The 25,868-nt window shown below is 52.1% G+C and carries 24 protein-coding genes; 3 read left to right on the top strand and 21 right to left on the bottom strand.

Annotated features, from left to right (window positions below):
• Positions 1–4: 4 nt before the first annotated feature.
• The 12 genes from mraY to KORM41_RS18690 all read right to left on the bottom strand — a co-directional run bounded on the left by mraY (position 5) and on the right by KORM41_RS18690 (position 11,638).
• Positions 5–1,081, bottom strand: a complete 1,077-nt coding sequence (mraY, locus tag KORM41_RS18745) for a phospho-N-acetylmuramoyl-pentapeptide-transferase (protein ID WP_068152016.1) — start codon at positions 1,079–1,081, stop codon at positions 5–7.
• Positions 1,071–2,474 (bottom strand): UDP-N-acetylmuramoyl-tripeptide--D-alanyl-D-alanine ligase, encoded by a 1,404-nt coding sequence (locus tag KORM41_RS18740; protein WP_068152007.1) that lies wholly within the window; start codon positions 2,472–2,474, stop codon positions 1,071–1,073. The genes mraY and KORM41_RS18740 overlap by 11 nt, the downstream gene beginning before the upstream one ends.
• A gap of 49 nt (positions 2,475–2,523) precedes the next feature.
• Positions 2,524–3,987 carry a UDP-N-acetylmuramoyl-L-alanyl-D-glutamate--2,6-diaminopimelate ligase gene (locus KORM41_RS18735; RefSeq protein ID WP_068152003.1) on the bottom strand — a complete coding sequence of 488 codons (1,464 nt, stop codon included), beginning with the start codon at positions 3,985–3,987 and terminating at the stop codon, positions 2,524–2,526.
• 10 nt (positions 3,988–3,997) lie between these two features.
• Positions 3,998–5,680, bottom strand: coding sequence for a peptidoglycan D,D-transpeptidase FtsI family protein (locus tag KORM41_RS18730; protein WP_068151999.1), 1,683 nt, complete (start codon positions 5,678–5,680; stop codon positions 3,998–4,000).
• On the bottom strand, positions 5,677–6,069 hold the full coding sequence (gene ftsL, locus KORM41_RS18725) for a cell division protein FtsL (protein WP_068151996.1): 393 nt from the start codon (positions 6,067–6,069) through the stop codon (positions 5,677–5,679). The genes KORM41_RS18730 and ftsL overlap by 4 nt, the downstream gene beginning before the upstream one ends.
• Entirely contained in the window at positions 6,069–7,076 is a 1,008-nt protein-coding gene (gene rsmH, locus KORM41_RS18720; RefSeq protein WP_068151993.1) for a 16S rRNA (cytosine(1402)-N(4))-methyltransferase RsmH, read from the bottom strand. The genes ftsL and rsmH overlap by 1 nt, the downstream gene beginning before the upstream one ends.
• A complete protein-coding gene (locus tag KORM41_RS18715) occupies positions 7,073–7,540 on the bottom strand; it encodes a division/cell wall cluster transcriptional repressor MraZ (RefSeq protein ID WP_068151991.1) in 468 nt (155 codons plus the stop codon). Before KORM41_RS18715 ends, rsmH begins: the two co-directional genes overlap by 4 nt.
• Before the next feature lie 404 nt (positions 7,541–7,944).
• Entirely contained in the window at positions 7,945–8,580 is a 636-nt protein-coding gene (locus KORM41_RS18710; RefSeq protein ID WP_156432056.1) for a hypothetical protein, read from the bottom strand.
• Positions 8,581–8,613: 33 nt separating this feature from the next.
• The gene (locus KORM41_RS18705; protein WP_068151987.1) at positions 8,614–9,168 is read right to left on the bottom strand and encodes a hypothetical protein; all 555 of its coding nucleotides are present in this window, start codon (positions 9,166–9,168) and stop codon (positions 8,614–8,616) included.
• A complete protein-coding gene (locus KORM41_RS18700) occupies positions 9,161–10,096 on the bottom strand; it encodes a CBASS oligonucleotide cyclase (protein WP_068151984.1) in 936 nt (311 codons plus the stop codon). Before KORM41_RS18700 ends, KORM41_RS18705 begins: the two co-directional genes overlap by 8 nt.
• On the bottom strand, positions 10,096–11,040 hold the full coding sequence (locus KORM41_RS18695; protein WP_231727333.1) for a hypothetical protein: 945 nt from the start codon (positions 11,038–11,040) through the stop codon (positions 10,096–10,098). Before KORM41_RS18695 ends, KORM41_RS18700 begins: the two co-directional genes overlap by 1 nt.
• A 34-nt stretch (positions 11,041–11,074) precedes the next feature.
• Positions 11,075–11,638, bottom strand: a complete 564-nt coding sequence (locus tag KORM41_RS18690; RefSeq protein ID WP_068151981.1) for a 7-cyano-7-deazaguanine synthase — start codon at positions 11,636–11,638, stop codon at positions 11,075–11,077.
• 282 nt (positions 11,639–11,920) lie between these two features.
• Here KORM41_RS18690 and KORM41_RS18685 point away from each other — a divergent pair, with 282 nt between their 5' ends.
• The gene (locus KORM41_RS18685) at positions 11,921–12,958 is read left to right on the top strand and encodes a tyrosine-type recombinase/integrase (protein ID WP_197421281.1); all 1,038 of its coding nucleotides are present in this window, start codon (positions 11,921–11,923) and stop codon (positions 12,956–12,958) included.
• On the opposite strand, the gene KORM41_RS18680 is transcribed toward KORM41_RS18685, so the two are convergent.
• The 5 genes from KORM41_RS18680 to KORM41_RS18660 all read right to left on the bottom strand — a co-directional run bounded on the left by KORM41_RS18680 (position 12,912) and on the right by KORM41_RS18660 (position 17,352).
• On the bottom strand, positions 12,912–13,892 hold the full coding sequence (locus tag KORM41_RS18680; RefSeq protein WP_068151975.1) for a TniQ family protein: 981 nt from the start codon (positions 13,890–13,892) through the stop codon (positions 12,912–12,914). The two genes, KORM41_RS18685 and KORM41_RS18680, sit on opposite strands and share 47 nt — an antisense overlap.
• Complete coding sequence (locus KORM41_RS18675; protein ID WP_068151974.1) at positions 13,889–14,764, bottom strand: TniB family NTP-binding protein; 876 nt, start codon at positions 14,762–14,764, stop codon at positions 13,889–13,891. Before KORM41_RS18675 ends, KORM41_RS18680 begins: the two co-directional genes overlap by 4 nt.
• A gap of 9 nt (positions 14,765–14,773) precedes the next feature.
• Positions 14,774–15,007: a Mu transposase C-terminal domain-containing protein gene (locus tag KORM41_RS22525; RefSeq protein WP_068151972.1), complete on the bottom strand. Its 234-nt coding sequence runs from the start codon at positions 15,005–15,007 to the stop codon at positions 14,774–14,776.
• Positions 15,007–16,608, bottom strand: coding sequence for a Mu transposase C-terminal domain-containing protein (locus KORM41_RS18665; RefSeq protein ID WP_068151970.1), 1,602 nt, complete (start codon positions 16,606–16,608; stop codon positions 15,007–15,009). The genes KORM41_RS22525 and KORM41_RS18665 overlap by 1 nt, the downstream gene beginning before the upstream one ends.
• A 393-nt stretch (positions 16,609–17,001) precedes the next feature.
• Positions 17,002–17,352: a helix-turn-helix domain-containing protein gene (locus tag KORM41_RS18660; RefSeq protein ID WP_068151966.1), complete on the bottom strand. Its 351-nt coding sequence runs from the start codon at positions 17,350–17,352 to the stop codon at positions 17,002–17,004.
• A gap of 126 nt (positions 17,353–17,478) precedes the next feature.
• Between KORM41_RS18660 and KORM41_RS18655 the strand changes: the two genes are divergently transcribed.
• Positions 17,479–17,736 (top strand): hypothetical protein, encoded by a 258-nt coding sequence (locus tag KORM41_RS18655; RefSeq protein WP_068151963.1) that lies wholly within the window; start codon positions 17,479–17,481, stop codon positions 17,734–17,736.
• A gap of 137 nt (positions 17,737–17,873) precedes the next feature.
• The gene (locus KORM41_RS18650; RefSeq protein WP_231727332.1) at positions 17,874–18,614 is read left to right on the top strand and encodes a metallophosphoesterase; all 741 of its coding nucleotides are present in this window, start codon (positions 17,874–17,876) and stop codon (positions 18,612–18,614) included.
• A gap of 118 nt (positions 18,615–18,732) precedes the next feature.
• Here the strand turns inward: KORM41_RS18650 and KORM41_RS18645 are convergent, their stop codons facing one another.
• The 4 genes from KORM41_RS18645 to KORM41_RS18630 all read right to left on the bottom strand — a co-directional run bounded on the left by KORM41_RS18645 (position 18,733) and on the right by KORM41_RS18630 (position 25,858).
• On the bottom strand, positions 18,733–19,524 hold the full coding sequence (locus KORM41_RS18645; protein ID WP_068151958.1) for a metallophosphoesterase: 792 nt from the start codon (positions 19,522–19,524) through the stop codon (positions 18,733–18,735).
• Between the two features lie 223 nt (positions 19,525–19,747).
• Positions 19,748–21,517: an OPT family oligopeptide transporter gene (locus tag KORM41_RS18640; protein ID WP_068151955.1), complete on the bottom strand. Its 1,770-nt coding sequence runs from the start codon at positions 21,515–21,517 to the stop codon at positions 19,748–19,750.
• A complete protein-coding gene (locus KORM41_RS18635; RefSeq protein ID WP_068151952.1) occupies positions 21,514–22,554 on the bottom strand; it encodes an osmoprotectant NAGGN system M42 family peptidase in 1,041 nt (346 codons plus the stop codon). Before KORM41_RS18635 ends, KORM41_RS18640 begins: the two co-directional genes overlap by 4 nt.
• A 79-nt stretch (positions 22,555–22,633) precedes the next feature.
• A complete protein-coding gene (locus tag KORM41_RS18630; protein ID WP_068151949.1) occupies positions 22,634–25,858 on the bottom strand; it encodes a TonB-dependent receptor in 3,225 nt (1,074 codons plus the stop codon).
• Positions 25,859–25,868 lie beyond the last annotated feature (10 nt).

The following is a 25,868-nucleotide window of genomic DNA, read 5'->3' as shown; positions in this document are numbered from 1 at the left end:
GCCCTTACCTCAGCTTCAATGTTGCCAGGCCCGCCAGGGCCAGCACGATGGCAATGATCCAGAAGCGGATAACAATTGTCGGCTCCGCCCAGCCTTTTTCTTCATAGTGGTGATGCAGGGGCGCCATCCGGAACACGCGCTTGCCTGTCAGCTTGAAGCTGATTACCTGCACAATCACGGAAATGGTCTCGAGCCAGAAAAGGCCACCGATGATGCCAAGCACGATCTCATGCTTGATCACAACGGCTATGCTGCCCAGCATGCCGCCGAGTGCCAGCGAGCCGGTGTCGCCCATAAACACCATGGCTGGCGGCGCGTTGAACCACAGGAACCCAAGCCCCGCGCCAATCATGGCAGCGCACAGGACGGTCAGCTCACCAGCACCGCCAACATAAGGGATGCCGAGATAGTCGCTATAGACCGTGCTGCCAACCATATAAGCGATGAAGCCAAGCGCCGCACAGGCAATGATCACCGGCACAATCGCCAGGCCGTCAAGGCCGTCGGTCAAGTTCACGGCATTGCCTGCCCAAACCATTACCAGCATGGCGAACGGCACATAGAAAATGCCCAGGTTCACAAGGAAGTTCTTGGCAAAAGGCAGCGCAAGCTCCGTGCCGTCAGCCGAAGAGAGCCACCAAGCCACCCCACCTGCGATAGCGAATTCCAATAGCAGCCTGATCTTGCCAGATACACCGCCACTCGAACGCTTTGTCACCTTGAGGTAATCATCCACGAAACCAATGGCCCCAAACCCGAGGGTAACAATCATCACCGCCCATACATATTTGTTCGACAGGTCAGCCCACAGGAAAGTGGAGATGCCAAGCGCCAGCAGGATCATGAAACCGCCCATGGTCGGCGTGCCTGCTTTTGCGACAATATGGCTTTGCGGGCCGTCTTCGCGGATCGGCTGCCCTTTCTTCTGCTTTGCCTTCAGCCAGCGAATGATCATGGGCCCGAAAATGAAGCAGATGATCAGCGCCGTTACCACAGCACCACCACTCCGGAAAGTAAGGTACCGGAACAGGTTGAAGAAGCCACCCTGGTCAGCGTATGGGGCAAGCAGGTTATAAAGCATTGGCTACTCCCGCCACTCTGGTGGCGTTTTCCTGAATTTCCTGATCGTTTTGCTCAAGCAGCTTATTGACGATGCTTGAAAGGCCTGCGCTGTTGGCGCCTTTCACCATAACGGCGTCACCATCCCTGAGGTCCCGGATCAGCTCATCGGCACCATCGGCAATGGACTTGCACGCAACTACATCAACGCCAGCTCTCCTTGCAACATTTGTAATCTCGGGCCCGAAAGAATAGATTTTCGAGACGCCAAATTTGGCGATATCTGCCGCCAGCGCCTGATACACGACTTTCGCGTCATCACCCAACTCGCGCATATCCGCCAGCACGGCAATCCGGCGGCCGAACTGCCGAAGTGGCACAAGCGACAGGCGGCGTAGCGCAGCCTTCATGCTCAGCGCGTTGGCGTTATAACTGTCATCCAGCAGGGTAACCTGTGCGTACGGCAGGTTCAGCGTATGGGTCCGGCCGCGGCCGGGTTCAGCTTCCAGTGACGCCAACGCCATCGCCCCATGCCCAAGGTCTCCACCCACAGCTTTCACTGCCGCCAGCACCAGAAGGCTGTTTTGCACCCACTCACGACCAGGTTGCCCAATCTTGTAAGTGATTGGCGTACCGGCGATATCTGCGGTCAGGCACGTACATGTATGATGTTCGGTCATCCGAAGCGGCCGCACATCCGCCGCGCCAGTAACAGAGACGGTCAGAACCTGGTGTCCCAGCGTTTTGGCCGCATCAACGAGAATGTCAGCATATGGATGATCGATATTGATCACCGCGACACCGCCATCTGTCAGACCTTCAAAGATTTCCGCCTTTGTGCGGGCGATATCTTCCACACTGCTGAAGGCTGCCGTATGCGCTGCCCCCACGCCGGTTACAATCGCCACATCAGGACGCACAAGCGTTGCGTTGCGGCGAATTTCGCCCGGACCGCTCATGCCAAGCTCAAAAACACCGAAGCGGCTTGCCCGGGTCATACGCGCCAGCGAAAGCGGCACGCCAACATGGTTGTTATAGCTTTTGATGCTGGCATGCGTGCGGTCAACACGCTCAAGGGATTTCCTCAGTGCGTGAACAACGCTTGTTTTCCCCGCACTGCCCGTCACGCCAATGATTTTCGCAGGCGCTCGGCGCCGGGCTTCGCCTGCCATCAGGCGCAGTGATTCAAGTGTGTCCGCCACGTGCACAAGGCGGGTATCCCCCTGGTCGAAACCGTCCACGCTCTCGCTCACAAGTGCGGCAACAGCACCGCGCGCGAAGGCGTCGGCCAGATAGCTGTGACCATCTTCATGGTCGCCCTTGAGCGCTACAAAGAGATCACCCGGCATGACTTCACGACTATCAGTTTGAACACCATCCGCGTACCATGGCCGCGCATTAAGGCCGCCACACATTGCCCCCAGTTCCGCTGATGTCCATAATGGCTCTTTAATAAACACCCTCTCAGCCCCCGTTTCCTGCACCCTGAGCGACCAGGATTTCCCTGACCGTCACAATGTCGGAGAAAGGCAGCACGGTCTCCCCAACCGTTTGGCCTTCCTCATGTCCTTTACCGGCAACAATCAGCATGTCACCGGCCTCGAGCGATGCGATCGCAGTTTCGATCGCTTTTCCGCGGTCACCAATCTCGATGCCTGACGCACAGGCCACCTTGATTTCAGACCGAATGGCAGCAGCGTCTTCCGAGCGCGGATTGTCGTCAGTGATGTACACTTCGTCCGCAAGTTCGGTGGCGACAGCCCCCATTTGCGGCCGTTTTCCGGCATCGCGGTCCCCACCGCAGCCGAATACGACCTTGAGTTTGTTTGGATTGTGCGACCGGGCGGCCTTCAAGACCGTGCGCAGGCCGTCAGGCGTGTGGGCATAGTCCACGAACACAGCACCACCAGTGGTACTTTCGCCGATCAGCTCCATCCGGCCCGGCACGCCTTCAAGGTCTTCAAGCGCCATCAACGCGTGCCTTGGCTCGCCGCCGGAAATGATCACCAAGCCTGCTGCCACAAGGGCGTTATGGGCCTGGAAGGCGCCCACAAGGGGCAGATTAATTGTATGCCTGTGCCCACCAAACAGAACTTCGATGATTTGCCCTGTTGCCGTAACTTCCTGATTCAACAGGCGAAGCACAGCTTTTTCATGACAGCCCACCGTCAATATGCGTAAGCCACGCGCCCAAGCGATATCTTCAAGGATAAGCCCCCACGGGTCATCCACATTGATCACCGCACCCGCGCCAGGCCCAAGAAGCTCGCCGAACAAACGGGCTTTTGCGTAGAAATAGCCCTGTTCTGTGCGGTGATAATCCATATGGTCGCGCGTCAGGTTTGTAAAAGCCGCAGCCGAAAGCCGCACGCCGTCAAGCCGGTATTGGTCCAGACCGTGGCTGGAAGCCTCAATCGCAGCATGATCGACACCCTTTTTCGCCAATTCCGCCAGCACTTCATGAAGCCCCATGGGATCAGGCGTCGTAAGCCCGCCAGGACGCTTAACCACACCCGAACGCACGCCAAGTGTACCGATGCTGGCTGCTTCAAAGCCAAGCGCCTGCCAGATCTGCCGGGTGAAATCAGCCACCGATGTTTTGCCGTTTGTTCCGGTCACGGCTACTTGCGTCTTCGGCTGGGTACCATAGAAACGCGCCGCCAGCTCTGCATAGCGGCGGCGGGGATTGGCATCCTCGATAACGGGAACGCCCGCACCTTCAACCGCTGTTCCCTCTGTGGTCAATATTGCAGATGCGCCGGCCTTGATCGCGTCAGCGATATACTTGCGACCATCCACCTTGGTTCCGGGCAGAGCAACAAACAGATCGCCAGGCTGCACGCGGCGACTGTCCACCGTCATGCCGGTGATGGTGACATCCCCGGCTACGCGGCGTCCGCCAAGCAGTTGTGCAAGCGTTACTGTCATTGCCCCTTCCCTACTCCTCGATCATAAGGGCGACCTGCTGATACAGGCCTTCGTCTTCCCGTTTCGGCGCAACCCCAAGAAGCGGAGCCGAGCGCAAAATCACATTTTTCACCACGGGGGCTGCAACCCAACCGCCCGAGCGATAGCCAAAAGTTTCCTTCGTGCCGCGCGGCTCATCCAGAAGCGCGAACACCACATATTGCGGATCGTCCATTGGGAACACGCCAACGAAAGATGAAATCAGCGCTTTTCTGTCATAGCCGCCAGCGACCGCTTTCTCTGCTGTCCCCGTCTTGCCGCCCACGCGGTAGCCAACAGCCTCAGACCGGCCACCAGTCCCCTTGGTGACGGCAAGACGCAGCAACTGCCGGATCTTGCGGCTGGTGTTTTGGGAAATCACCTGCTGCCCTTGCCGCCAATTGTCATCGTTGTGCGTGAGTGTGGCAGGAATAAGCCTTCCGCCGTTCACCATTGCGGCAATGCCATTCACCAGTTGAATAGGGCTGACGGCAATGCCATGACCATAGGAAATCGTCATGGTGGACGACTTGCGCCAAGTGGCCGGATAGATCGGGCTTCCCACCTCCGCGAGCTCAATGTTTGTTGGGTCAAGGAAACCAAGCTCACGCAGGAAATTCTGCTGTTTCTCTGCCCCTAAGTCGAGCGCCATCTGCGCCGTACCGATGTTAGAAGAGTAAGCGAAAATTTCCGGCAGCGACATGAAGCGCGCCTTCGGGTGATCGTCGCGGATCGTGAAGCGCGCCACATGCAGCGGCTTGGTGGCATCATAGCCATCCTCAAGCGTGGCAATGCCCTGATCAAGAGCTGCCGCAAAAGTGAAAGTCTTGAAGGTGGAGCCAAGCTCATACACGCCCTGGGTAGCGCGGTTAAAGCGCTGCTGGTTCGCCACACCGCGAATATCGTTCGGGTCATAGTCAGGCAGGGACGCAAGCGCGATCACCTCGCCCGTATTCACATCCATCACGATACCCGCGGCACCAATGGCGCGGTGCGCGCTCATCGCAGCTTCAAGTTCGTCTGTCAGGGCATACTGAACGCGGATATCAAGGGCCAGCTTGATCGGCTCGTCCGTGCGATTTGCATCATTCAGGCGGTCGTTGAAGAAATATTCAACGCCCCCAAGACCGTTACCGTCCACATCAACATAACCAAGCGCATGGGCTGCCAGGCGGCCATGAGGGTAAACACGCTCTTCTTCGCGCTGGAACTGAAGCGCCGGTACGCCAAGAGCATTTACCTGCCACTTTTCGCGCGGGCTCAGCTTTCGTTTCAGCCAAACAAATTTACGCTCGGACGAGAGCTTTTCTTCAACTTCAGACAGGCTCAGGTCCGGCAGCACCTCAACAAGGCGCGCCGCCACTTCAGCCGGGTTCTTCACCTTGGACGGATTGGCATAAAGGGACGAAGTTTCAAGGTTGGTTGCAAGCACTTCGCCGTTGCGGTCCAGAATATCCGCGCGCGCCACCTTCACCGGCGGGATCACGATCTGGCGCTCAGCCACCTGCTTGGTTTCAGGCGTCGACAACCCAAGCTCGATGGTGCGCACCACCATCACAGCGAAGGCCGCAAAAAACAGCAGAACCGCAACCATCAGGCGGTTGCGGGCAACATCAAGCGCGCTTTTGCGCTCCCCTTCAAGGGACAGACGCTGATATGCCGTTGTCGCACTCACAAACTTTGTCCTTTCCTGTCCTTATCTGTCTTGTCGTGTTTCTTGTTTTCTTCAGGCTGTGCTTTGGTAGGCAGAAGCACCCCTGGGTCCTCCCCCGCCTCAATCCCCTTCGGCCGGAACGGGATGCGGGTGATGTCTGTAACCACCTGCTCTGCACTTGGCGGCATCAACGCCAGAAAGCGGATGGATTTTTCCTGCAGCGACCGCGGTGTGGTCAGGAAGGCCCATTCGGCCTCCAGCACCCGGATCGCCTCACGGTCCTCGTGTATCTGCTGCGCCAGCGCCTCGACAATCTCGGCCTTCTCCTGAACCGCCAGCTTCAGTTGCAACACGGCCGCGCCAGATGCCAGCGCCGTTACAGCCGCACAAATGGTAATCATCCGACGCATCAGCCCCTCCCCCGTTCAGCCACCTGCCTTGCAGGCGCTTCAGTACGAATAGCTTGGCGAAGCCGGGAGGAACGCGCGCGTGGATTAACTTCCAGCTCTGCGTCTCCTGGCTTCGCCGCTCCCTTGTTCTTTTGTTCAAATGTTGGCGCAGCCCCCTGGGCCACCGGCCCCGGACGATGGCGACTACCGCCACTCATGCGGCCACTGCGCTCTGCCATGAAATTCTTGACCATGCGGTCTTCAAGCGAATGGAAAGACACCACAACAAGGCGGCCACCGGACGCCAGAACCTGCTCTGCCCCTTCAAGGCCGCGCGCCAATTCCCCCAACTCGTCGTTCACATGGATACGCAGCGCCTGGAACGTCCGCGTGGCTGGATGCACAGTTTTCTGCCCCTTGCGCTGTGGCGGGCGGCCGATAACCCGCTCGATCATGTCAGCGAGTTGCTTGGTGCGCGTGAAAGGTTCATTGACACGATCTTTTACAATCGCAGCCGCAATACGGCGGGATTTCCGCTCCTCGCCATATTCATAAATAATGTTGGCCAGGCGCTCTTCTTCATATGTATTGACCACATCAGCCGCGCTTTCGCCCGACATGCCCATCCGCATATCAAGGGGCCCATCCCCCATGAAGGAGAACCCACGCTCTGCCTCATCAAGCTGGAAGGAGGACACACCAATATCCAGCATCACGCCATCAACGGCTTCCACGCCTGCAGCGCTCAAGAGCGCGCGCATGTCACCGAAGCAGCCCTCAAGGATATCGAAGCGGTCACCAAACTCGGCCTTGAAGGCATCGGCACGCCTGATGGCATCGGGATCGCGGTCAATGGCGATTACTTTGCAGTTGGCTGCATTCAAAACTGCGCGCGTATAGCCGCCAGCCCCGAAGGTACCATCCACATACACTTCGCCGTCTTTTGGCGCGAGCGCCTCAACAACTTCGTTTAAAAGAACAGGGATATGTCCGGTGTGATGATTAGCTGTGCTGGAGGCGGCAATCATGCCTGCCCCCCGCCGCCGAAGGGCGGCAAATTGGGCGCAGTCTCAGACGCCAGCGCCAACTGTTCTTTTTGGTGCGCCTCATAGGCCGCCGTGTCCCAGATCTGGAACTTGCGGCCAAGCCCTACAAAGGTAGCCGCACCATCAATACCAGCAAATTCGCGGAGTTCGGCGGGCAACATGACACGGCCTTCGGGGTCGAACTGAAGCTGGCTGGCACCGGCAAGAATGGCGGTGGCGACAGACATTTGGTCGGGGTTGAAGGGCCCAAAGTCGCCGTAGAGCCGGTCAGACAGCTGTTCAAGGAAGGACATGTCCGCGCCTTCGATGCACGGGAGGTTAAGCGGACGATACACGACAACACCAGGGAAATGGCCACCGGAGACAGCCGAACGGAAAGGCGCAGGAACGGACACTCGCCCCTTCTTGTCGACCTTGTTTTTAAATGTGGACAGGAAAAATGCCATTGCCCATCGGTCCCCGTTTTCTCCCCCCGCCGCTCGCCGCCAAACGATAGACAGGCATTCGGATCGTCATCCGAACCTATTTGGGATATCATGGGTAAACATGGTTGGTCAATGGGATTGCATGGGAAATGGTGAACTTTCTTGGACACCAAACTCGGCAAAACAAGTTGATAAAATTCATTTAAATCAATGCAATAGACATGTTTGTTTATCTTTTGTTCCAGGTTCAAAACGATTTGGGACGCCCCCTGAAACAAGGAAAGTCGGAAGGCTGAGTTTGATGAAGCGCCTAGTGTCACGCGACAGTAAATCTGTCCGCCGGCGCCGTTAGACTCAAAAGTTGCGCATCCGCGCAACATTCGAAAATCGGCTTCAGGACAAATTCTCAAAAATGGGAAATAATGTTACGCGGCAAATGAGGAAGTATTTTGCGATCTCAAAACACCGTATCGCCAGAGAGTGATATCAACGACAGGGATACTTTCACCCACCATGCTGGAGAGCGCCTCACAAAAGGCGTCGACACACCGAAAACCCTGCTCTTCCGCCAAACGAACCAGATGACGGTCGTTTTTTGCGATTGGATAACCAAGGTTCTTGGCAAGATGTTTTGCTGTTATAGGCCCAAGCATCGGCAACTTTTCAATATAGACTAGTGGCGCCCTGTCAATCTCCGCTCGAACTGCAGAAAACCCAGTAACATCTACCTTTTTCGCAATTTCGAATATTGCCTCAGCTTTACGTCGATTACGGAATACTTCGCAGGCCAATCCAATACAAGTATTGCCTGCATCAACAATTTCTGCCGCGCTTTCCCAATCACAAAACGCCAATGAGTAGCAATCAAAAATTTTTCGGATATGGGCTTCCTTGAATCCAGAGCACAAAATGACCCAAGCAGCCTCCCTCAAAAACGCGGTTTCGTCATAACCACCATCTTCAATTTGACACTGCCAATCACGCTCCCATGAATAACCAGCTGATAAAACTATCTGCCGGGCATGAGCGTAAAAATCTGTCAGGCTATTGTGCGCAATCATTTTGGCCCCCTCCAAACCAAAAAGGCGCATACCTTATTTCCTGGTATGTTGCCACCAAAGTTTTAGCTTTATCACCCAAAGAAAGGTTCCGGGAGAAACATCCAGAGCCCTACTGAGAGCCACCTTTCTTTTGTGATACTGCTTGGTCTTCAAGAAAAGACTTTCTGGGACTTTAGCACATTTGTCAGAAATTACGGCATAGCTCGCATTTACGGCGGCCACCGTATCGCTGTTGATACCGTCCTCCTGATCCAGAAGTGCAAGAATTTCTCGCTTTTGCTGGGATAGGTTATCGACGGTTTGCCCGTGGCTATTCTCTTTACCTTTCCAGTCGACTTTCCAGCTTACTACTGATGCCACAAACACAGTTAATGACAAGCCCCCCAACCACAACTTCACATCGACAAGTCCGCCGACTATTCCTTTAATATCCGCAAAAGCCAAAGCGGAAAGAGATGCGCTCAGAACCAACAGTATTACATCCAGCGTCGATGCCCGGCGAGCATATCGATCCCTCAACCACGCATGCTGAGATATCATTTGATCAATCAGCCCACACAGCTTCTGAAGCTTTTCAACATTATTCATAACTAACGCCCAGAATGTCTTCCCATCGATCCCGCGACTGGAACGCGGAGGCATTCATCATTCGCTTTGATATACGGTTGAGCAAGTGGCTCATCTCCTTCCTCTTAACGCTATTCTGAGCCCCCAAATACTCATCCACATGTACCGACTGCCCCGAACTATCAGTGATCGGTCGAAGTATTGCTTTGCTGGCACGGTCGAAAAAATAAGGCAGCATACTGGATGTGCTGGGTTCACCCTTGTATCGCTTGAATACGTCAACAGCCAACGCCTCCACATGATATCCAGACAAATGCCTAGATGGCGGCAATTCCGCTAGCACCTTTTTTGCGAGCTTGATCGTAGGAATTAGTTTTTGATTCAAGTTGGCATTGTACTTGGACAAGGTTTTGGAAAACTTCCGAAGGTCGATCCCGGACCATCCCTTTCCATCCCAACTGGGAACCCGAAGCTTTGTTCCGTCGCGGACGGCCGGTATTATCTGGAATTCTTTTCCATCAGGCCTAGTAACCGTAACCGCCACAGCACCAACACGAACCTCGCACCCCTCCAACTTTGCATTAATATTCGCGGCAATTCTTGCTAACAAATTCGCTGGGTTACTATCTTTAACGGTCAGATTGCGAAACACGGCCAGGGCATCGATGTCACTAAGCCCTTCAACATAAGTGTTCTTGGATACAGAGCCACCAAATCTCAATCTGATCAACGGGCTATCAATAGCCTCGGAAATAATCCCCCGCAGCTCCTCTCTTATCGCCATATCCCCATCGGCATCTCGGTCATTAATACCCGGCAAAACTTCGTTCAATAGCCGCTGGAGCTCTTCACCAAATCCCTTCGCAAGTTCATCTGTGGTCTGCTCAATCTTCTTCTGAATCTGACTACCGGAATATTCCGAATAGTATCCGCCTCCACCACCACCCATCATACACCTCCAACTCGCGCCATTAGGTCGTCCATGCAATTCCGAAACAGCCCATCATAACCATCGAACACCCCGAAGTCCTCAGCATTTAGAAAACGTCGCATCTGCGACTGCATAGTCATCAGATAATTACAATTTCTCTGGTGTACGTGGGAATTTATCGAAGACTCTATCGTATTCCTGTCTATTTCCAACGCCGCAAAATTGTGCCGGTAAATTGCCAGATGGTTGTGGTATGCATATCGAAGCCAAGTCAGGCCATCAAATATGTCAGCACCCGCCAGAAAATAGAGATGGGAAGAGATCGGGTCTAGGCTACCAAATATGTGAATCGGCTTATCCAAGCCAGCATTGTCGAACAATGCGCGAAATTGGTACACTTTTTCAACGCGTTCATTGATAGAGCGCCCTAATTCCTTTTCCGTAAAGCCGATTATATCAAATTCCGCAAGATCCCCAACATAAGGCGCAATTTGATCTGGCCAAACAAAGCCTGCTCGCTGATCGCCTCTAGAGGCCCTCCTTTCCGCTTTAATTAGTATATCGGAACCAGCGTTAGGAAACTCTTCGAACAATCGCCGGGCTCTATTGATTTGAGCACCAATATTTAGCCTTCTGTTCGGATTGTCGTAACTTACAAGGACCGTAGCCTTTGGAAACTTCCAGTGCCGCAAGGTCTCAAGATGCTGCTCCGGGGTCCAGGTGCGGCTACCTTGGTGGTTGTCCTCCATATTTGCATCACTCAGATCAATTTCTTTCCCAAATTCATAACCGCCGCTATCTACAAAAAGTAACTCCGAGAAATTCCAATTGGTCTTTAGGATATGCTTGTAGTGAAGATCGTAGGCACTTATGAGCGCTTGATCGTTTACGTACTCCCTTGCCCCATCAATAATTTTTTTAATATCGGGGAACCCCCGACTGGAAAAAGATGGAACAATCATGGGAGTACTGAATGGTTGCTCACCAACAATAAAACTACGCCTTGCCGCCCTCACCCAACATCCCCCTATCTTTGCAAGACAGACATTTTCCACACGGCACATCTGCCCCAATTTCACAACTATAGGTTAATTCAATCGGAATATTTTGATGAATGCAATAATTAAATATTTCTGACTTATCCCACTTTAACAATGGCGCCACAAAACTTGTTTTGCCGAGAGAAATTTCCATTATTAGGGATCTTATCTTTATGAAAAAATCCTCACTACAGTCATAATAGCTAACACCACCATGTATTCCCATCACGATTTCATGATACGCAGCCATTGAGTACATGCATGCGATGGAGATCAATGCCATATTACGGGCAGGAATTTCGCCTTGGTTTGGGATCGCAATACCCGCGACATTAACCTTGTGAAGGGTCACTCCCAGGAAGGCTGAAACGTCATTTGCAGCCTTTCTTTCTTGGCCTGCAGACGGTTGGCCATAGTCAACAAATAGGCAAGAAATGTCCCTATTTTGCTTACGCATAAAATCTGCGGACACGAAGGAGTCTACACCTCCGCTTAGGAGAATAAGAGCTTTCCGTTTCATGCCACCCCTTAAACAGAATAAGCTATACAATTAAAAGCTACACCATAAGCCAGTCGACGAATACTACTTTAAAGGCAATGCCTCCGCTTATCGTCCCAAACGACTTTTCTTTGCGCAAGCTCTATTTAGGATGTGCAATTTAGCCAACACATCTTTTTTTTGGCTCTCGTTTTTATGTCCGATAACTTATGCTTATCGATCATAAATGTGGTATATGGATGCATGGCCCAGCCCCCAAAATCGCGGAAATCGGGCAAAAAAGCCCCCTCCTCCAAAAAAGCTTTGGAAAAGCAACAGGCTGGCCTTTTCTCCGCGGCAGACGAAGAAGCCGCCGTCCTGATGGGTTGGTTGCCGGTCCAGAATGCCCTCAAGGCCGAGCTGGATGCCGTTTACGCACGCGCCCAGAAACTCACCAAGATGGCGCGCTCGGAGAACACGCGCCGGGCCTACCGCACTGCCTTCACCCAGTATGAGACCTGGTGTCGCGGCGTCGGGGTCGAGCCGCTTTCGGGCGACCCCGGCACGGTGGCGCTCTATCTCTCTGTCCTGTCGCAAAAGGTGCGCCCCACCACCCTCAAGGCGCGCCTTGCCGCCATATCGGTCGCGCACCGACTGGCCGGCACCAAGCTCGACACTAGTCACGAAGCCATCCGCCTGATCATGCGCGGGGCCGCCCGCGAGAAAGGCCTTGCCCCCGTCCGCCAGGCGCGGCCACTGCATTATTCGATCCTGCCGGCGCTGGTGGATGTATTTGAGGCCACGCCGCTCGGCATCCGGAACAAGGCTCTGGTGCTCCTTGGCTTCGCAGCCGCCCTCAGGCGCAGCGAGATTGCCCATATCGAGCTTAAACACATCAACATAGGCAAAGACGGTCTGACGCTCACCCTGCCCCGCTCCAAGGCCGATCGCCTCGGCCAGGGCGAGACAATTTTTGTGGCGCGCCACCCAACAAAGCGGCTCTGCCCGGTAGCCGCCGTCGAGGACTGGATCGAGCATCGGGGCAAGAAGGCCGGCGCCCTGTTCCTGCGCGCCAACCGGAACGAGACCTTTAGAGACATGGGCATCAGCGAGGTCACCGTCAACAGGGTGGTCAAGGCGGCGATGAAGACGCTAGGGGTGGACGAAAGCGCCTATAGCGGTCACAGCTTGCGCGCTGGCCTCGCCACATCCGCGGCCGACGCTGGCTGCGACCTCAAGGCCATCATGGGCCAGACGCGCCTCAGGAGCGCCCAGCAGGCCATGACCTATGTGCGCGACAGCGAACGGCGGCGCGCTAGTCTAACTGCAACGCTTTTCGCGAAATCCCTATCATCGTATTGAAATGCTCCGGCATCCATACCCGCCTGGTCACGCCAGCATGATACTGCATGCCTTGATGCCTCGGCGCTCCGGCTCCCGCAAAAGCCACAATGGCGGCAAAGAATATTTGTCTACGGAAACCAATATAGGGAATGCCGTCAGGTGCCAGGCGCCAAATCCCCATCGTCTGATCGTGCTGAAATCGTTCTCGAAGCTGCGTGGCCGGTCGCAAAGGAGAGGCGAAAACATAGGGACGGGTCAGAATACCCCGCTCAATCAGCTTATAGATACCGAGCCTGACCCTTCCTATTCCGTCGCTTGCCCACCCACGCAGATCTTCGTTGATCTCAAAAAATACTTCCGAAAGATATTCGAGCAGCAACCACTGGTCTGTATCCGACCGATCAAACCAACTCATGCCCTCCGAGAAGCGAATGAGGGTATCGATGATTTCTTTATTGTCTTTTTGAACAGCCTTGAACTCGCCAAACTTTCTGCGCACCAAATGCTTGAATTTTTTCTGCCCCTTCAAAGACACAGGCAAATCCAGAAGCGGGAAGCGATGACGGCGGCAGCAAGTTTCGAAAACGAGTGACCATTCGCCGCGTCGGTATAGTGGCCTGCCCTGGTCCATATCCTCCAGCCAGCACATCAGGCAGGCGACTTTTCTCAGGTTGTACCGCATCAGGTAATACTTATCCTGCAAGATTTTGGGAAGCTCCTCAGGCTCCAATCCCGTTACCTTGGAGAGCAAGTCTCGAAGTTCTCCTCTAGCACGCCGATCAAAATCCCTTGGAATGGGGCCCCGCCAATTAATCGGCGCGGCGCGTAAGAACTGTAGGACACTAGGAAACTGATGGATTTCTGCCAATCGCTCAAGCCAACTGGTCATGCTCTCGCCTTGCTCCGGCGCAACAATCACCGGTAGGCGACGCCCAGTATCCAGATAGCTCACAGCTTGAATTCCTGGACGTCTTCTAACCTAATCTTTTCGTGGCCCGCCAGAAATTGCCGCCTAGCAATCTCCTTGAAGAAGGTGACGATATTGTCGGTCGTGTTCCCGGCATTTTTTAAAATCATTGCACCCGCTTCGAAGCTAAAAAGTCTCTCATCCGGAGCCTCTCGAAGTGGCATATAGGAAAGCAGCGTGCTGACAAACCGTTGCAAATTTTCGTCATTCTGCCACGGCGACAATGTATATGGTCGAAACCGCGTGCCCAGTTGGTCGTCCGCCAAAAAGAAACTTTCCATACTTTCCACACCAGCTACAGCCACAGGGATTTTGAGCTCATCGGAGAACCACTTGATAAGCTCGAGAACGCGCACCGCTTGATCGCCCGACACTTGGATGATGCGTTGCAGCTCATCAAACAAAAGGAGCTGAGGCCTTAATCCTGACAGGATCGTGGCCGCATGGAGTTGAAGTGCGAAACGCTTCAAACTTGGCACCGGAACATTTAGACGCCTCAGAAGCATCCTGATGACGGAATCTGAACAGGGCTCATTGGGTATTTTCAAAAACACGACCGGCCATACTGTCGTTTTGGTAACTCGATCAAATCTACTAGGATTTCGTCGTTCGTAGAGCTCCAGGATAAAACTCTTCGCCATGCCAGTAGGTGCCAATATCCGCCGACACGGTGGGCGCGTTCGCCCCGCACCGACTGCCTTTAACTGGTCCAGCATCTCCATAAGGTCGTTGACATAGGGCAAATTATAATCTTGATCTTGATCGATAAAGGCCTGCCTCTCCCTGGGGGAACGTGTGGCAATTTCCCGGACTTCATCATTGATCAGATGCCCCATATCGTTCGGTTGCTTCACCATACGCCGCTCCTAGAACGATCTGACACCAGCTTGGCCAGGCATTGCCCCCGAGCTACTGCCGACAGGACGAAGGCTTTTGAAAACTCGACCATCCTCAGCAACAATGGTGATCGCATCGCTATCTTTAACGCCATAAACCTGAACCCTCTGCCCGACCAAATTGCGGAGGCCAGGATGCCGATACCACTTCCCCATCACACGCACGCCCTGACGCATCACAGCTCTCATCCGACTGGCAGCCATCACCGTCCCTCCCGAGGTTCAAAGGGAAGCGGCCGCCCGGCACTAACAGGAAGATTCGGCACCGACTGAGCCGGAGGCAACGATGGCGTGGCGGCCCCATTTTTCCGATGGGATCTGATGCGATCAAACAGCAAGTCTCTTTGCACTGCGAGACCGTCAGCAATGTCTTTCTGTCGCTTCGCCTCTTCTTTCACGGCTAAAGTGGGCATATTGTCGATAGGCGCATCCATGTGGCGACTTTTCCCCGCCCGCCCAATAAGATGCAAATCAAAGGAAGGCGTGATGCCGTCAAGGCAAGCATGCACGATATCTAAATTACCTGGATTATATTTGATTTGGATATGCTGGCCGATAAGTGGCGCCAGCTGGGGATTGCTGTATTGGCGGTTCTGAAATCGAACACCTTGCTTGGTTACCGCCCGCTTCACCGACGGCAAGAAGGCTGACTGGACATGCACCTTGTCTGGCACCAGCCGGGTAGCGACTGGGCGCCTCGCCTGAAGGTCGAGAAATTTTTGAAGCGGGGTCATTTCCCCTAACTTGGAATGGGGAGTGACATGATAGATAAGGATTGTGGTGACAACCCATAACTCGACGTCTTCCAGCGTATAGACGCAGTTTTTTACCGCGTCATACCCCTGCACTTCACGCGTATTGCTGAACGTCGTTCCGGAAAGGCCATGTAGCTCCTGCATGAAGGTGCCAAGCAACCGCTCAATATGGCCGCCATAGTTTACAATTTTCCGGAACTCGACCTGGGCGCCAAGTAGCAGGCAGCCTGCTCTGAATGCATAGCTTTTGAAATCAGCGCCATGATCGCACCCAACCCAAATAGGGACATTGCATATGGGCCAGGGGTCAAGGATGCCAAGCGCCCTAAATTCCTCAAGGTCAATCCCCATAGCCTCAATCAGGGGGCCTTTCGGCAGAACCCCTCGCAACATGGCCAATCCAGCACTGCGCGCAGATGGTGCCTTTAAGCCGATGTAATAGCCGAACACCATCCGGCTAGCGACATCGATCGCCAGCGTGAGCCAGACCCTCTTCTTCCCCATGCCAAAGAGCGTCAGGTCAACGATCAAGTCCATCCTGGTGTGATCGATCTGAATTTGGTCCAACGGCCATGCGACCTCATGATGGTTCGGATAGAGCCGTAAATCCCGCGGCTCCTTGGAGATCATTTTCGCTCTGGCTTTTGCGATCTCGGAGACTTCCCCAATTTTCCGCTGCATGTATCGTAGCGACGGATATCTCAGGTTCCGTCGCAAGCATAACCATTTTACCAGTCGATAAGGGCGCTTGGCAGGAATTTTCTCCTTCTTCCTAAGACGCCACTTTATCACCCGCGAAATAATGTCCAGTGTTTCAGACGGAAATTTGGGCTTACGCCCTGGACTGGCCCTGTGGCCGGGCTTGAGGCTATCTGCGACGGGCGCGGTCTGAAAATCCTGTATCCACCTTCGAATGGTCCGCTCGGATTTCCCAAGTAATGCAGCAGCCACTGCAATGTCGGCAACACTCCTGTTTGGATCCATTGCCAAGGGCCGGATAATTCTGACCCGCTCTTGCATAATATGAATTTTGTCTTGGGAGTTAGTCACCCTCGCCTCCTTTTCCTAAATATAGAAAAAGAGAGCATTTACAAATATTTGAGTCCATATTGACAGGAAAAGTTCAATTTATTGAACAACTTATGGCGATGAGGAAGTAGTAACCAGACATACTATATGTAGTAGACTCGAAAATATATACTATTCAATATTTGATGCACAATAATATTTATTATGCACCCATTTATATTAAAATCACATTATAAATAATTATAACTTCTATATTTTAGGATTTTTTTTAGATTTGTGAGATGCACAATCATTTAGCAGCCTAAACCATCAACTACCGCGACTGACCAGACCATAGCTAATCAACGATGCAACTACATCAACATTGTCTTCGGACTCCTTGTTGTCGAGAAATGAAGCCGCAACGCCGACCTATCAACCTTGGGCATCAAGGATCGCTTTGATCGCACCCTGCGCAGCTTTCAACGTCTTCAGGTTCATCGAGGTAATCTCCGCAAAAATCTGCGCTTCGATTGCTCTCTGCTCCGCCGATTTCGATACACCACTCGCATCAGTCCCGTCCCATATGAGATCATCGAGACTGCACTCAAATGCCTGCGCCAAATCGATAAGTGTCAATAGATTCGGAAGGTTCACGCCGCGCTCGATGAGCGAAAGAGTGTATACTGATCGCCCTGATCTGGCAGCCAACTCTTCTTGCGACCAGGTACGCTTTTTTCGCTGAGCGCGAATCCGCAGCCCAATTTCTATCTTTGGATTCTTCATCCTAGTAATTTGCTACTAGGATAGAATTCATAGAATATATAGAGTTACTATTTGACGATAAAAACTAGCATATATATACAATATTTATCACGTCGGTGCATGTGCACAAAAAGTGAAGAGGTAGCCATGTTTGACAACACACCAGAAAAGATCGCCGCCGCGCATGAGTTAGAGCAAAGGCTGATTAATGAAGTATTCGACTATGTCAATGAAGACGACGAGCGCGCGGGTCTTGGCTTAAATGCTGCCTTTCGAGCCTGCATCACTCTGACCAAGGGGTCAACCATGACTGCCCAAACTCGAATGGCTTTCGCGCAACAAGTCTATTTAGAAATGACCAGCGACCTGGCTCTTTCCACTATTCGTGGGCATCAAGGCCAATAAACTCTAAATATCGACAAGCGAACCCTAGTTGGTGTTCTTTGCGAAGCCTCAAAACGGCCCCACGATATGCAACAAGGACTACAGCTATAATGGGCAAATTGCCGTGCCACATTCATTCCAGCCATAAAGTTATAGATTTGACTGAAACTGGACGGGCTTTTGTGGTGGGTGATTTGCATGGCTCATATGACGAATTGCGGCATGAATTAGACCGCGTCGATTTTAACATCCAACAAGATAAGCTCCTCATCCTCGGCGACATCGTAGATCGTGGCAAGCAATGTTATGAATGCGTAGGCTTGCTCGCTGAGCCGTGGTGCTATGCTGTCCTTGGTAATCACGACGAGATGATGGCTAACTCAGTCGCGCCAAGATCTGAAAAGGCATTTTGGCGCGCGAATGGTGGCGGTTGGTTTGATCTCCTCAGCCAAACGAAACAGGAAGAAGTCCAAGCTATTTGCGATCGCTACGTCGAGCGACTCCCCATCAGCATGACCCTCATTCTAGCCGATGGAGCAACCATCGGGCTCATACATGCAGATGCGCCGGCGGATTGGCATGACGCAATGACCGGCAAGCAACCGCGAATGGAAGCACTTTGGGGGCGCAACAGGATCAGGAACCAAAACTGCCGTCGCGTGGCCAATGTTGATCTTGTCCTTGCGGGACACACCTCCAACCGGAACATAGTCAAATTGGGCAATGTCAGATTTTTGGATACCGGATCGGGATTCAAAAACGGCTATCTCACGGTGATTGAAGTTGGCAATTCGCTTGAAGAATTGAACCAAAACATCGAGCGCCAAATTGCCCAAAACGAGGCCAGAGAACGGCCCGACATAATATTTGAGCTGGTTGGCGACTACCCAATGGGCTGACTAATCGGCAACATTCCATCTGCCGAGGCCAAGAGCGAGTACTACGCCCTGCTGGACGAAAGTCCCATATCCGCTTAACCTACACTAATCCGTCTCCGATAATCCCCGAGCGGCTGTGTCAGATTTCAATGACACCCCATTCAAACGGTTCAAGCTCTCCAGGATAGCCACCTTGTCGTGAAACTATCCGGGTTCGGCCTATCGTCACCGCCATTGAATAATGGGTGTGCCCGGCGATCCAAACATCTGGGGATAACACGCCGCTCTCGATTTTCTCCTGCCATCCATTACAAAAATAGGGCGACAAAGCATCCCCTTCATATTGAGGATCACTCATAAAGATAGGTGGAAAATGCGTAACAACAACTGTCGGTCCTTGAAAAGGCACTGCCAGTTCCTTTTCAAGAAATATGCGACTAACCTCATTAAACCCCGCCGTTTCAGCAGGGGTAAGAGAACGCGTTCCGCCGCCCTTGTTGCGGATACTAATCCGCTTGTAATCATTGACCGTGTTATAGGCCTCTTGACGTGCAATCGCCTCATTATCGCCAAGCTTGAAGTCCGTCCACAGAGCGCAGCCCAAAACCCTGACGCCATCGAACACAACAGCGTTGTTCTCTAGGAAATGCACCAAATCTTGCTCTGCTGCCGCAGATTGGCTAGCCTTCAAAAAAGCATGATACTCTTCACCGTAAAGCTCGTGGTTGCCAAGAACAGTTACGACGGGAATATGGAGTTCATCCGCGTAGGACTTGGCATATTCAATGAAAAGAGGTTCATTGTGGAGCCCTCCACGGCCTTTTGCGATATCGCCTGCAAGCACCAACAGGTCAACATCCCTGATAGCCTCCAATGACGGTCGAGCACCACCGAACTCAAAATGCAGATCGCTGCCAAATGCTATCTTCATCTTATTGCCTGACTGACCAATACTCAGAAGGAGAGTAACAGTTGTGGCTTTGGGAACACAAGGACTGCTGTTTGAGCAATAGCAGCCGCAGGCGAACTTGAAAGCTATGCCTCGAGTTGACCCTTTGCAGACAACGGACAAAAATCTCAGGCACAGCAGAAGAATATAACAAATTTTATCTGTTTAGTTTACGCATACTGTCCGTCGTCAGAACACTGTTCCCCTAACCAAAAGCTACGCTGACAATTGATGATATAACGCCTGTAATACTCTCCCCGGCAACAAGGCCAGACGCCGCAGCAATTAGAAATCTGCTACTCCAAGCATGGACATATTTTTGCAAGCAGAACGCTAAAACTGCGCCAAAACTCATTGCAATCGAAATAGACGCAGGAATTACAAACGCCAATCCTATAGCAGGAGCAGCTGGCAAATATTTAACCAGTTTGCGGGGCCCGAATCTTTCAGTCAGTGCCAGCAAGATACCTAATATGCCCCCAACTGCCATAGCAACCTGCGCATGGAAAGGGATCGAACTCATACCCTGCTGCAAAGTCTCAGCAACAATCTTCCAGGTTAAGACGGCCGGGGCCGGCCATTCTTCCGTAATCAACATAGTGGTGGGATCAGGTATAAGGGCTAGATATACAAGGGAGCCAACAATGGCACCCGTGAACACGCCAAAGCATTGTGCAACAATCTGAAACAGCGGATTGGCCCCAATAATTTGACCAGTCTTAAAGTCGTTCAACAAATCGGCACATTGCCCTGCTGTTCCCCCTGCAACATTTGCCGCCGTCAAGTTGGGCACCAGTTGCCCTGGGGCGAGAACACCAATATTTAGCTGAGTGATTTGCCCAATCGCGCCAATAGGTGGGATACCGGTTTCACCTACCACACGCCCGGCGACAACACCAAAAACAAAAGCCATAGGGAGTGCCACTAGAGCCAACCACCAAGCTGTATCAAACAAGACCATTTGCGCCCCGACCACCAAAACACTGGCAATGGCCAAGCCAACATAAACCAGCCTTCCGGGTTTATAGTGGGTGAGGCTGGCACCGTCAGTTTGACCTGCTGTCACGTCTTTTTTAAAAAGAAGGATAGCAAAAGACGTGATCGAAGCAAAAACCATCAACGCCACACCAGGCCACAAGAGCCACTCCACCACCCCAGCAAACCACACTGAATCAGTGGGAAAAGCTTCCACAGGTATCCAGCCTCGGCTGATCGCAAATGGCGCAATCATGCCCCATGCCAGTACAGCACCTGTCAAGAGCGACATACCTATTCTGATACCAATGATAGCGCCGAAACCGACCAACAAGGGTGAAGGGTCCAGGAAAAAGGTTAAGTTCTTTAAGGAAACAAAAGTGCTCTTGCTAGCACCCGCAATTTTCAAAGAAAAACTGGCAGGAAGAGAGATGCGCGGCAGTGAATACCAATATGTATCCACTGATTTTATCAACGAGGCGACAACTGCGGCACCTCCAAGCATATAAACCCTCCTAAGGGCCTCCTTCCCCTTGGCAAAGATATCGGTAATGACCTGTGCCGTCGCCACACCCGCAGGAAAGGGCAAAGGTGAGGAAACCAAGAAAGGTTTTAGCAAAAAAAACGCCACCCATATGCCAAGAAAGCTAACGGAAAACACCCATGCGATGAGCTGGTACCACGGCAGCTCTATTCCACTGACAAGTGCGAGTGCCGGGATAGGAGCGACCAAACCGCCTGAGATAATTGAAGCCGCAGAAGAAGCAGTTGTCTGATTGATGTTGCTTTCGTGAAGCCCCCAAGGCTTGGCCAATGCTGCAGACTGCATGAATTTCCAGAAAGCAAAGCTTAGCAAAGCAGACGTGATGGACATATTGAAAGACCAGCCAATCTTGAGGCCGGAATAAATATTACAGGGCGTTAAAATGGCGCCCAGAACAATGCCTGTTGAAATAGCCCGCGTCGTCAGTTCCCGTCTGGGTGTCGCTGCCTGGCTCATGCTTCACTCGCCATGTAGTGAGCAATTAAAGTTGCAGTAGCTACAAGCGAATCTATGTGGGTACGTTCATAGCCGTGGGTCGATTCTGTTCCGAACGCGATAAGCCCATTCACTAAATCTAAGCCTGCAACTTGGGCAGAATGCGTATCACTTTTGTAAAACGGATAAGAATCAAATTTGTAGGGAATTTCGTTTTCGACACATAGACTTTCAAGCTTGTTTAGTAGTGTACGGTCATAAATTCCACTTGTATCGAGAACACCCAAATTGACGGTGTGTTCACTGGAGTTTTGTCCGACGGCTACAGGGCCAATATCAACAGCCACAAGCTCGCCAACATCGGCATCTGGCGCGTGCGAGCACCCACATCCTGTCTCCTCTGCTACCGTAAAAATAGGATGACATTCTACGGCAAGCGTACGATCTAATTCTCTTACGGCTTTCATCGCTGCCAACAAGCAGGCAACCCCTGCCTTGTCATCCAAATACCGCGAATAAATATAGCCGTTTGGTAGGAACTCTGAATCCGTGTCGAGAGCAACTATATTGCCTACATCCAATCCTAGTTCACGGGCATCTTCAGCTGAATGACAGTCGGCATCCACGCGTAGTTCAATCATATTCCAGTCAACGGGCTGTTTATCAATAGCCTCATTAAATACATGCCCTGCTGACTTTTCCGGAAGAATAGAACCCCGATACTTTTCACTTTGAGAATAGACCGTGACACGTGCGCCTTCAGCAAATCTGGACGACCAGTGCCCCAAAGGCCGTATCTTCAAACGACCATTTGGTTTGATGCCCACAACCATTGCACCCAAGGTATCCAAATGCGCGGAGATGGCACGATCGGGGCTTGTTTGCGCACCATCAAGCGTCGCTACAATTGTCCCTCGGCGTTGTTGTTGCCATTTTACACCAAGACTATCTAGTTCTCGGCGTATATATTCACACATGTCTTCCACCATCCCCACTGGCGAAGGGATAGCCAGCATGGCTCTAAGTTGCGCGACAAGGTAGGTTTGATCAATCTTCATAAAAGCCTCTAACCCAAGAGAACATTGGCGCTTTCAATAAGCGCCAATGTTGGTTTCTTTCACAGTAGTAAGTGGTCTGTTAGAGCTTCATACCCACACCGAAGTAGAAGAAGCGCCCTTGCTGGTCATAGATCACAGCATCATCCCCAAAGGCACGGGTCTCAGGCACACGAGCCAACAGCGGAGGCGCATTGTCGAACACGTTGTTCACGCCAACATAGAAATCGGTCCGGTCATTAAAGGAATACCGAACCTGCAAGTCGGTGTAAAATTCACTACCGGTCCGATTTGGATCGTGAAATTCTTCAGGTTCAGAAAGGTCAAAGACCTGGCTCCCGAAAAAGCGTTCATACAAACTTACCGTCAGGCGGTCATTTCGGTAGGTGGCCCGAAGGTTCGCTATCCATTTCGGATCACCAAGCTCCCCTGCCTCTCTATCCGGCTGTGACTGGCCCTCCTGAGCAAAAAAGTTCAGCTTGTCGAGGTAAGTCGCGGTTAGCGCAAAATCGAGCATACCATCGGTTTTGAACGCTTCATCCAGATGCAAACGGTAGCGCATCTCAAAATCAAAACCAGCGGCTTCAAAAGAAGCAACGTTGATCAGTTGGCTGGATACCGACTGAATGTTCCCATCGTTACCACGACTTACAGATGCACAAAGAGGGTTGTCTATTGAATCGCCATCTACGCAACCATTCAGAAGAACCTGAGCAGGAAAAGCATTTACTGCGTCTTTAATATCGATATTCCAATAGTCTACCGTCAGACTGAGGTCCGGAATAAAGGACGGCGTCACAATAACCCCCAAGGTTAAAGTATCCGCAGTTTCTTCCTGCAAGTTCTCGTTTCCACCAGAGAGGATAGCTGTTGTCACAGCATCCGTGTTGGATTGAAAACCAGGAGCAATACCCAGCGCCGCACAATTGGAAGCCCGAGTTGCGGACCCGGCGTTAATAAAATCAACATCACACGGATCGTTCAAAAAGACGTTGCTTTGCTCAACCGCGGCAAACAGCTCTCCAATATTTGGTGCTCGCACAGCCTGTGAAAGGACAGCACGGAAACGGACATCTGAAACAGGTGTCCAATCAGCACCGATCTTCCATGTGGTTGCGCTACCGATGGTGCTGTAATCTGCGTAACGCACAGCGCCCTCAAGGTTAAACTCCTGAGCGAAGGGAACATTCCTCAAGACTGGCAAACTTGCCTCTGCGAATAGCTCCCAGACATCATAACTACCCACAGTATCTGCCACAGGCGAGATACCGAACAGGTCGCCGCTGTTACGAAGGGCTCCCTCTTCCGTAGAAGAACTTTCATCACGATATTCTGCACCAAATGCGAACCCGACTGGTCCTCCAGGAAGCTCCACAGCTCCCGCAGTATCACCAGTTACAGTAAAGTTGACTACATGCTGCGTTAATTCGCCTTGGGTAAGGAAGTCTACATGGCTGAAGGCCAAGGCTTCCGATGTTGCGGCGTTTGGCCCCAATATATTCAGGGGCACACAACCACCAGAGGCGTCACGACAAACAATATTTCCATCAGCGTCCAAAATGGCATCAATCTGCTGCAGATATCTGCTGTTAATTCGTTCATTGATGAATTCTGTTGTGTTTTCAGATCGGCCATACTGATAGTGAAAAGTATAGTCGAGAGTATCTGACAGACGGCCTTCAATACCTGCATATAATTGGATTGTATCGCGCTGTGACCGTGATTGACGACCGCCATGATCAACATTGGTTCGGGTTACATAAAATCCGTCTAGGCCATCAGCCGCAAGGATATCACTTAGTGCTTCTGGAACATACGGGTTGTCGGCAAGAATAAAAGATCCAGGAATTCCCGTAAAGTCACCAGCAAGTCCGAAAGTGGGTTGTCCATCAGTTTCACTTTCGTTGCGGGCATATTTGGCATCGAAGAAGAACCGCATGTCATCTGAAAGATCATACTTAAAGCCACCTGACAGGATCATCCTTTCAACAGGAACAGCAAGGAGGTCATACGCCGACAAGTCAACGAACCCTCCACCTTGCGAAAGATAGGACAAGACAAGTGTTCCCATGTCTTGGGAAACAATATTGCCGTTTGAATCAAAGGTGAATGGACCACCAAACTCGGAAAATGATTCAAAGTTTGGTCCAACTACTTGCCCACCTGCAGGCGTACCGATGAATCCAGTGTTTTCAAAAAGAATCTGGTCCGCAATGCCGTCTGATGAACTTGTATTATTTGGGTTTGGCGCGAAGCGAAGATTTTCCCTCGCATAGCTTCTATTGCTGGCACGGATTACCGATGACTTATCATAGGTCGCATTTACGTAAATGTTCCCCCGGTCGTCAGCAAAATTTGTCCCTCCAGTTAAAGACAAAGAATAGGTCTCACCGTCTCCTTTATCCGAAACGCCAAAGCGACCATCGACCGCCAAACCTTCAAAGTCGTCCTTCAGGATAAGGTTCACGACACCAGAAACCGCGTCGGCACCATATACCGCGGATGCACCACCGGTGATAACCTCGATACGGTCAACGAGAGCAGATGGAATAGTATTAGTATCAACGGCTGCACTACCTGGTCGGCTTCCCACATGACGCCGCCCGTTGACAAGTACAAGGGTACGGTCAATGCCTAAGCCGCGTAAGTTTAGAAAGTTCGTACCCGCCTCTTGTGCATCATCAGTTGTATTCACATTGCCAGTCGTCTGTGTCGCCCGAATGGCAGGCAATTCATTCAATGTGTCCGCCAGTCGGGTATCACCATTTAGCGCCAAAGCTTCAGAGTCTAATATGGTAACAGGCGTTGGCGTTGTGGTGCCTGAGCGCCGAATACGCGAACCAGTAACAACAATTTCATCAAATTCCGTAACGGCGGGCTCAGCCTCGGTTCTTGTCACACTGGGATTTGCCCGGGCCTCTTTAGCTGCGGGTACCGCGCCGGAAGCTCCTCTGCGCCTAATGACAACTGTTTTGGCGCCTGTAAAAGTCGCCGCGTAATCTGTTTTTTCCAGCAATATGTCCAGTGCCTGTTCCGCCGTGTAGGCTCCACGCAAACTCCCAACCGCCTCCCTCGCGATCATGCCGTCACTAAACAAGTGCTGAATTCCAGTGACATCTGTAAACACCTGCAGCGCCTCTCCCAAATTTTGGGCAGAAATGTCAAATTGATACTTCTCCTGTGATGCAACTTGGGCGGCCATTACCGGACTAGAAACAAGATTTGGGATGGCTAGTAGCGGTATCATGCTGACTGCTGTCAACAGGCTAAAACGGGCAGACTTATTCTTTATCACGGTTTCCTCCATTCGTAACTTT

The sequence above is a fragment of the Kordiimonas lipolytica genome, assembly GCF_001550065.1.
Note: the sequence above shows the minus strand (reverse complement) of the source record. Positions and strands in the feature narration are given on the sequence as shown.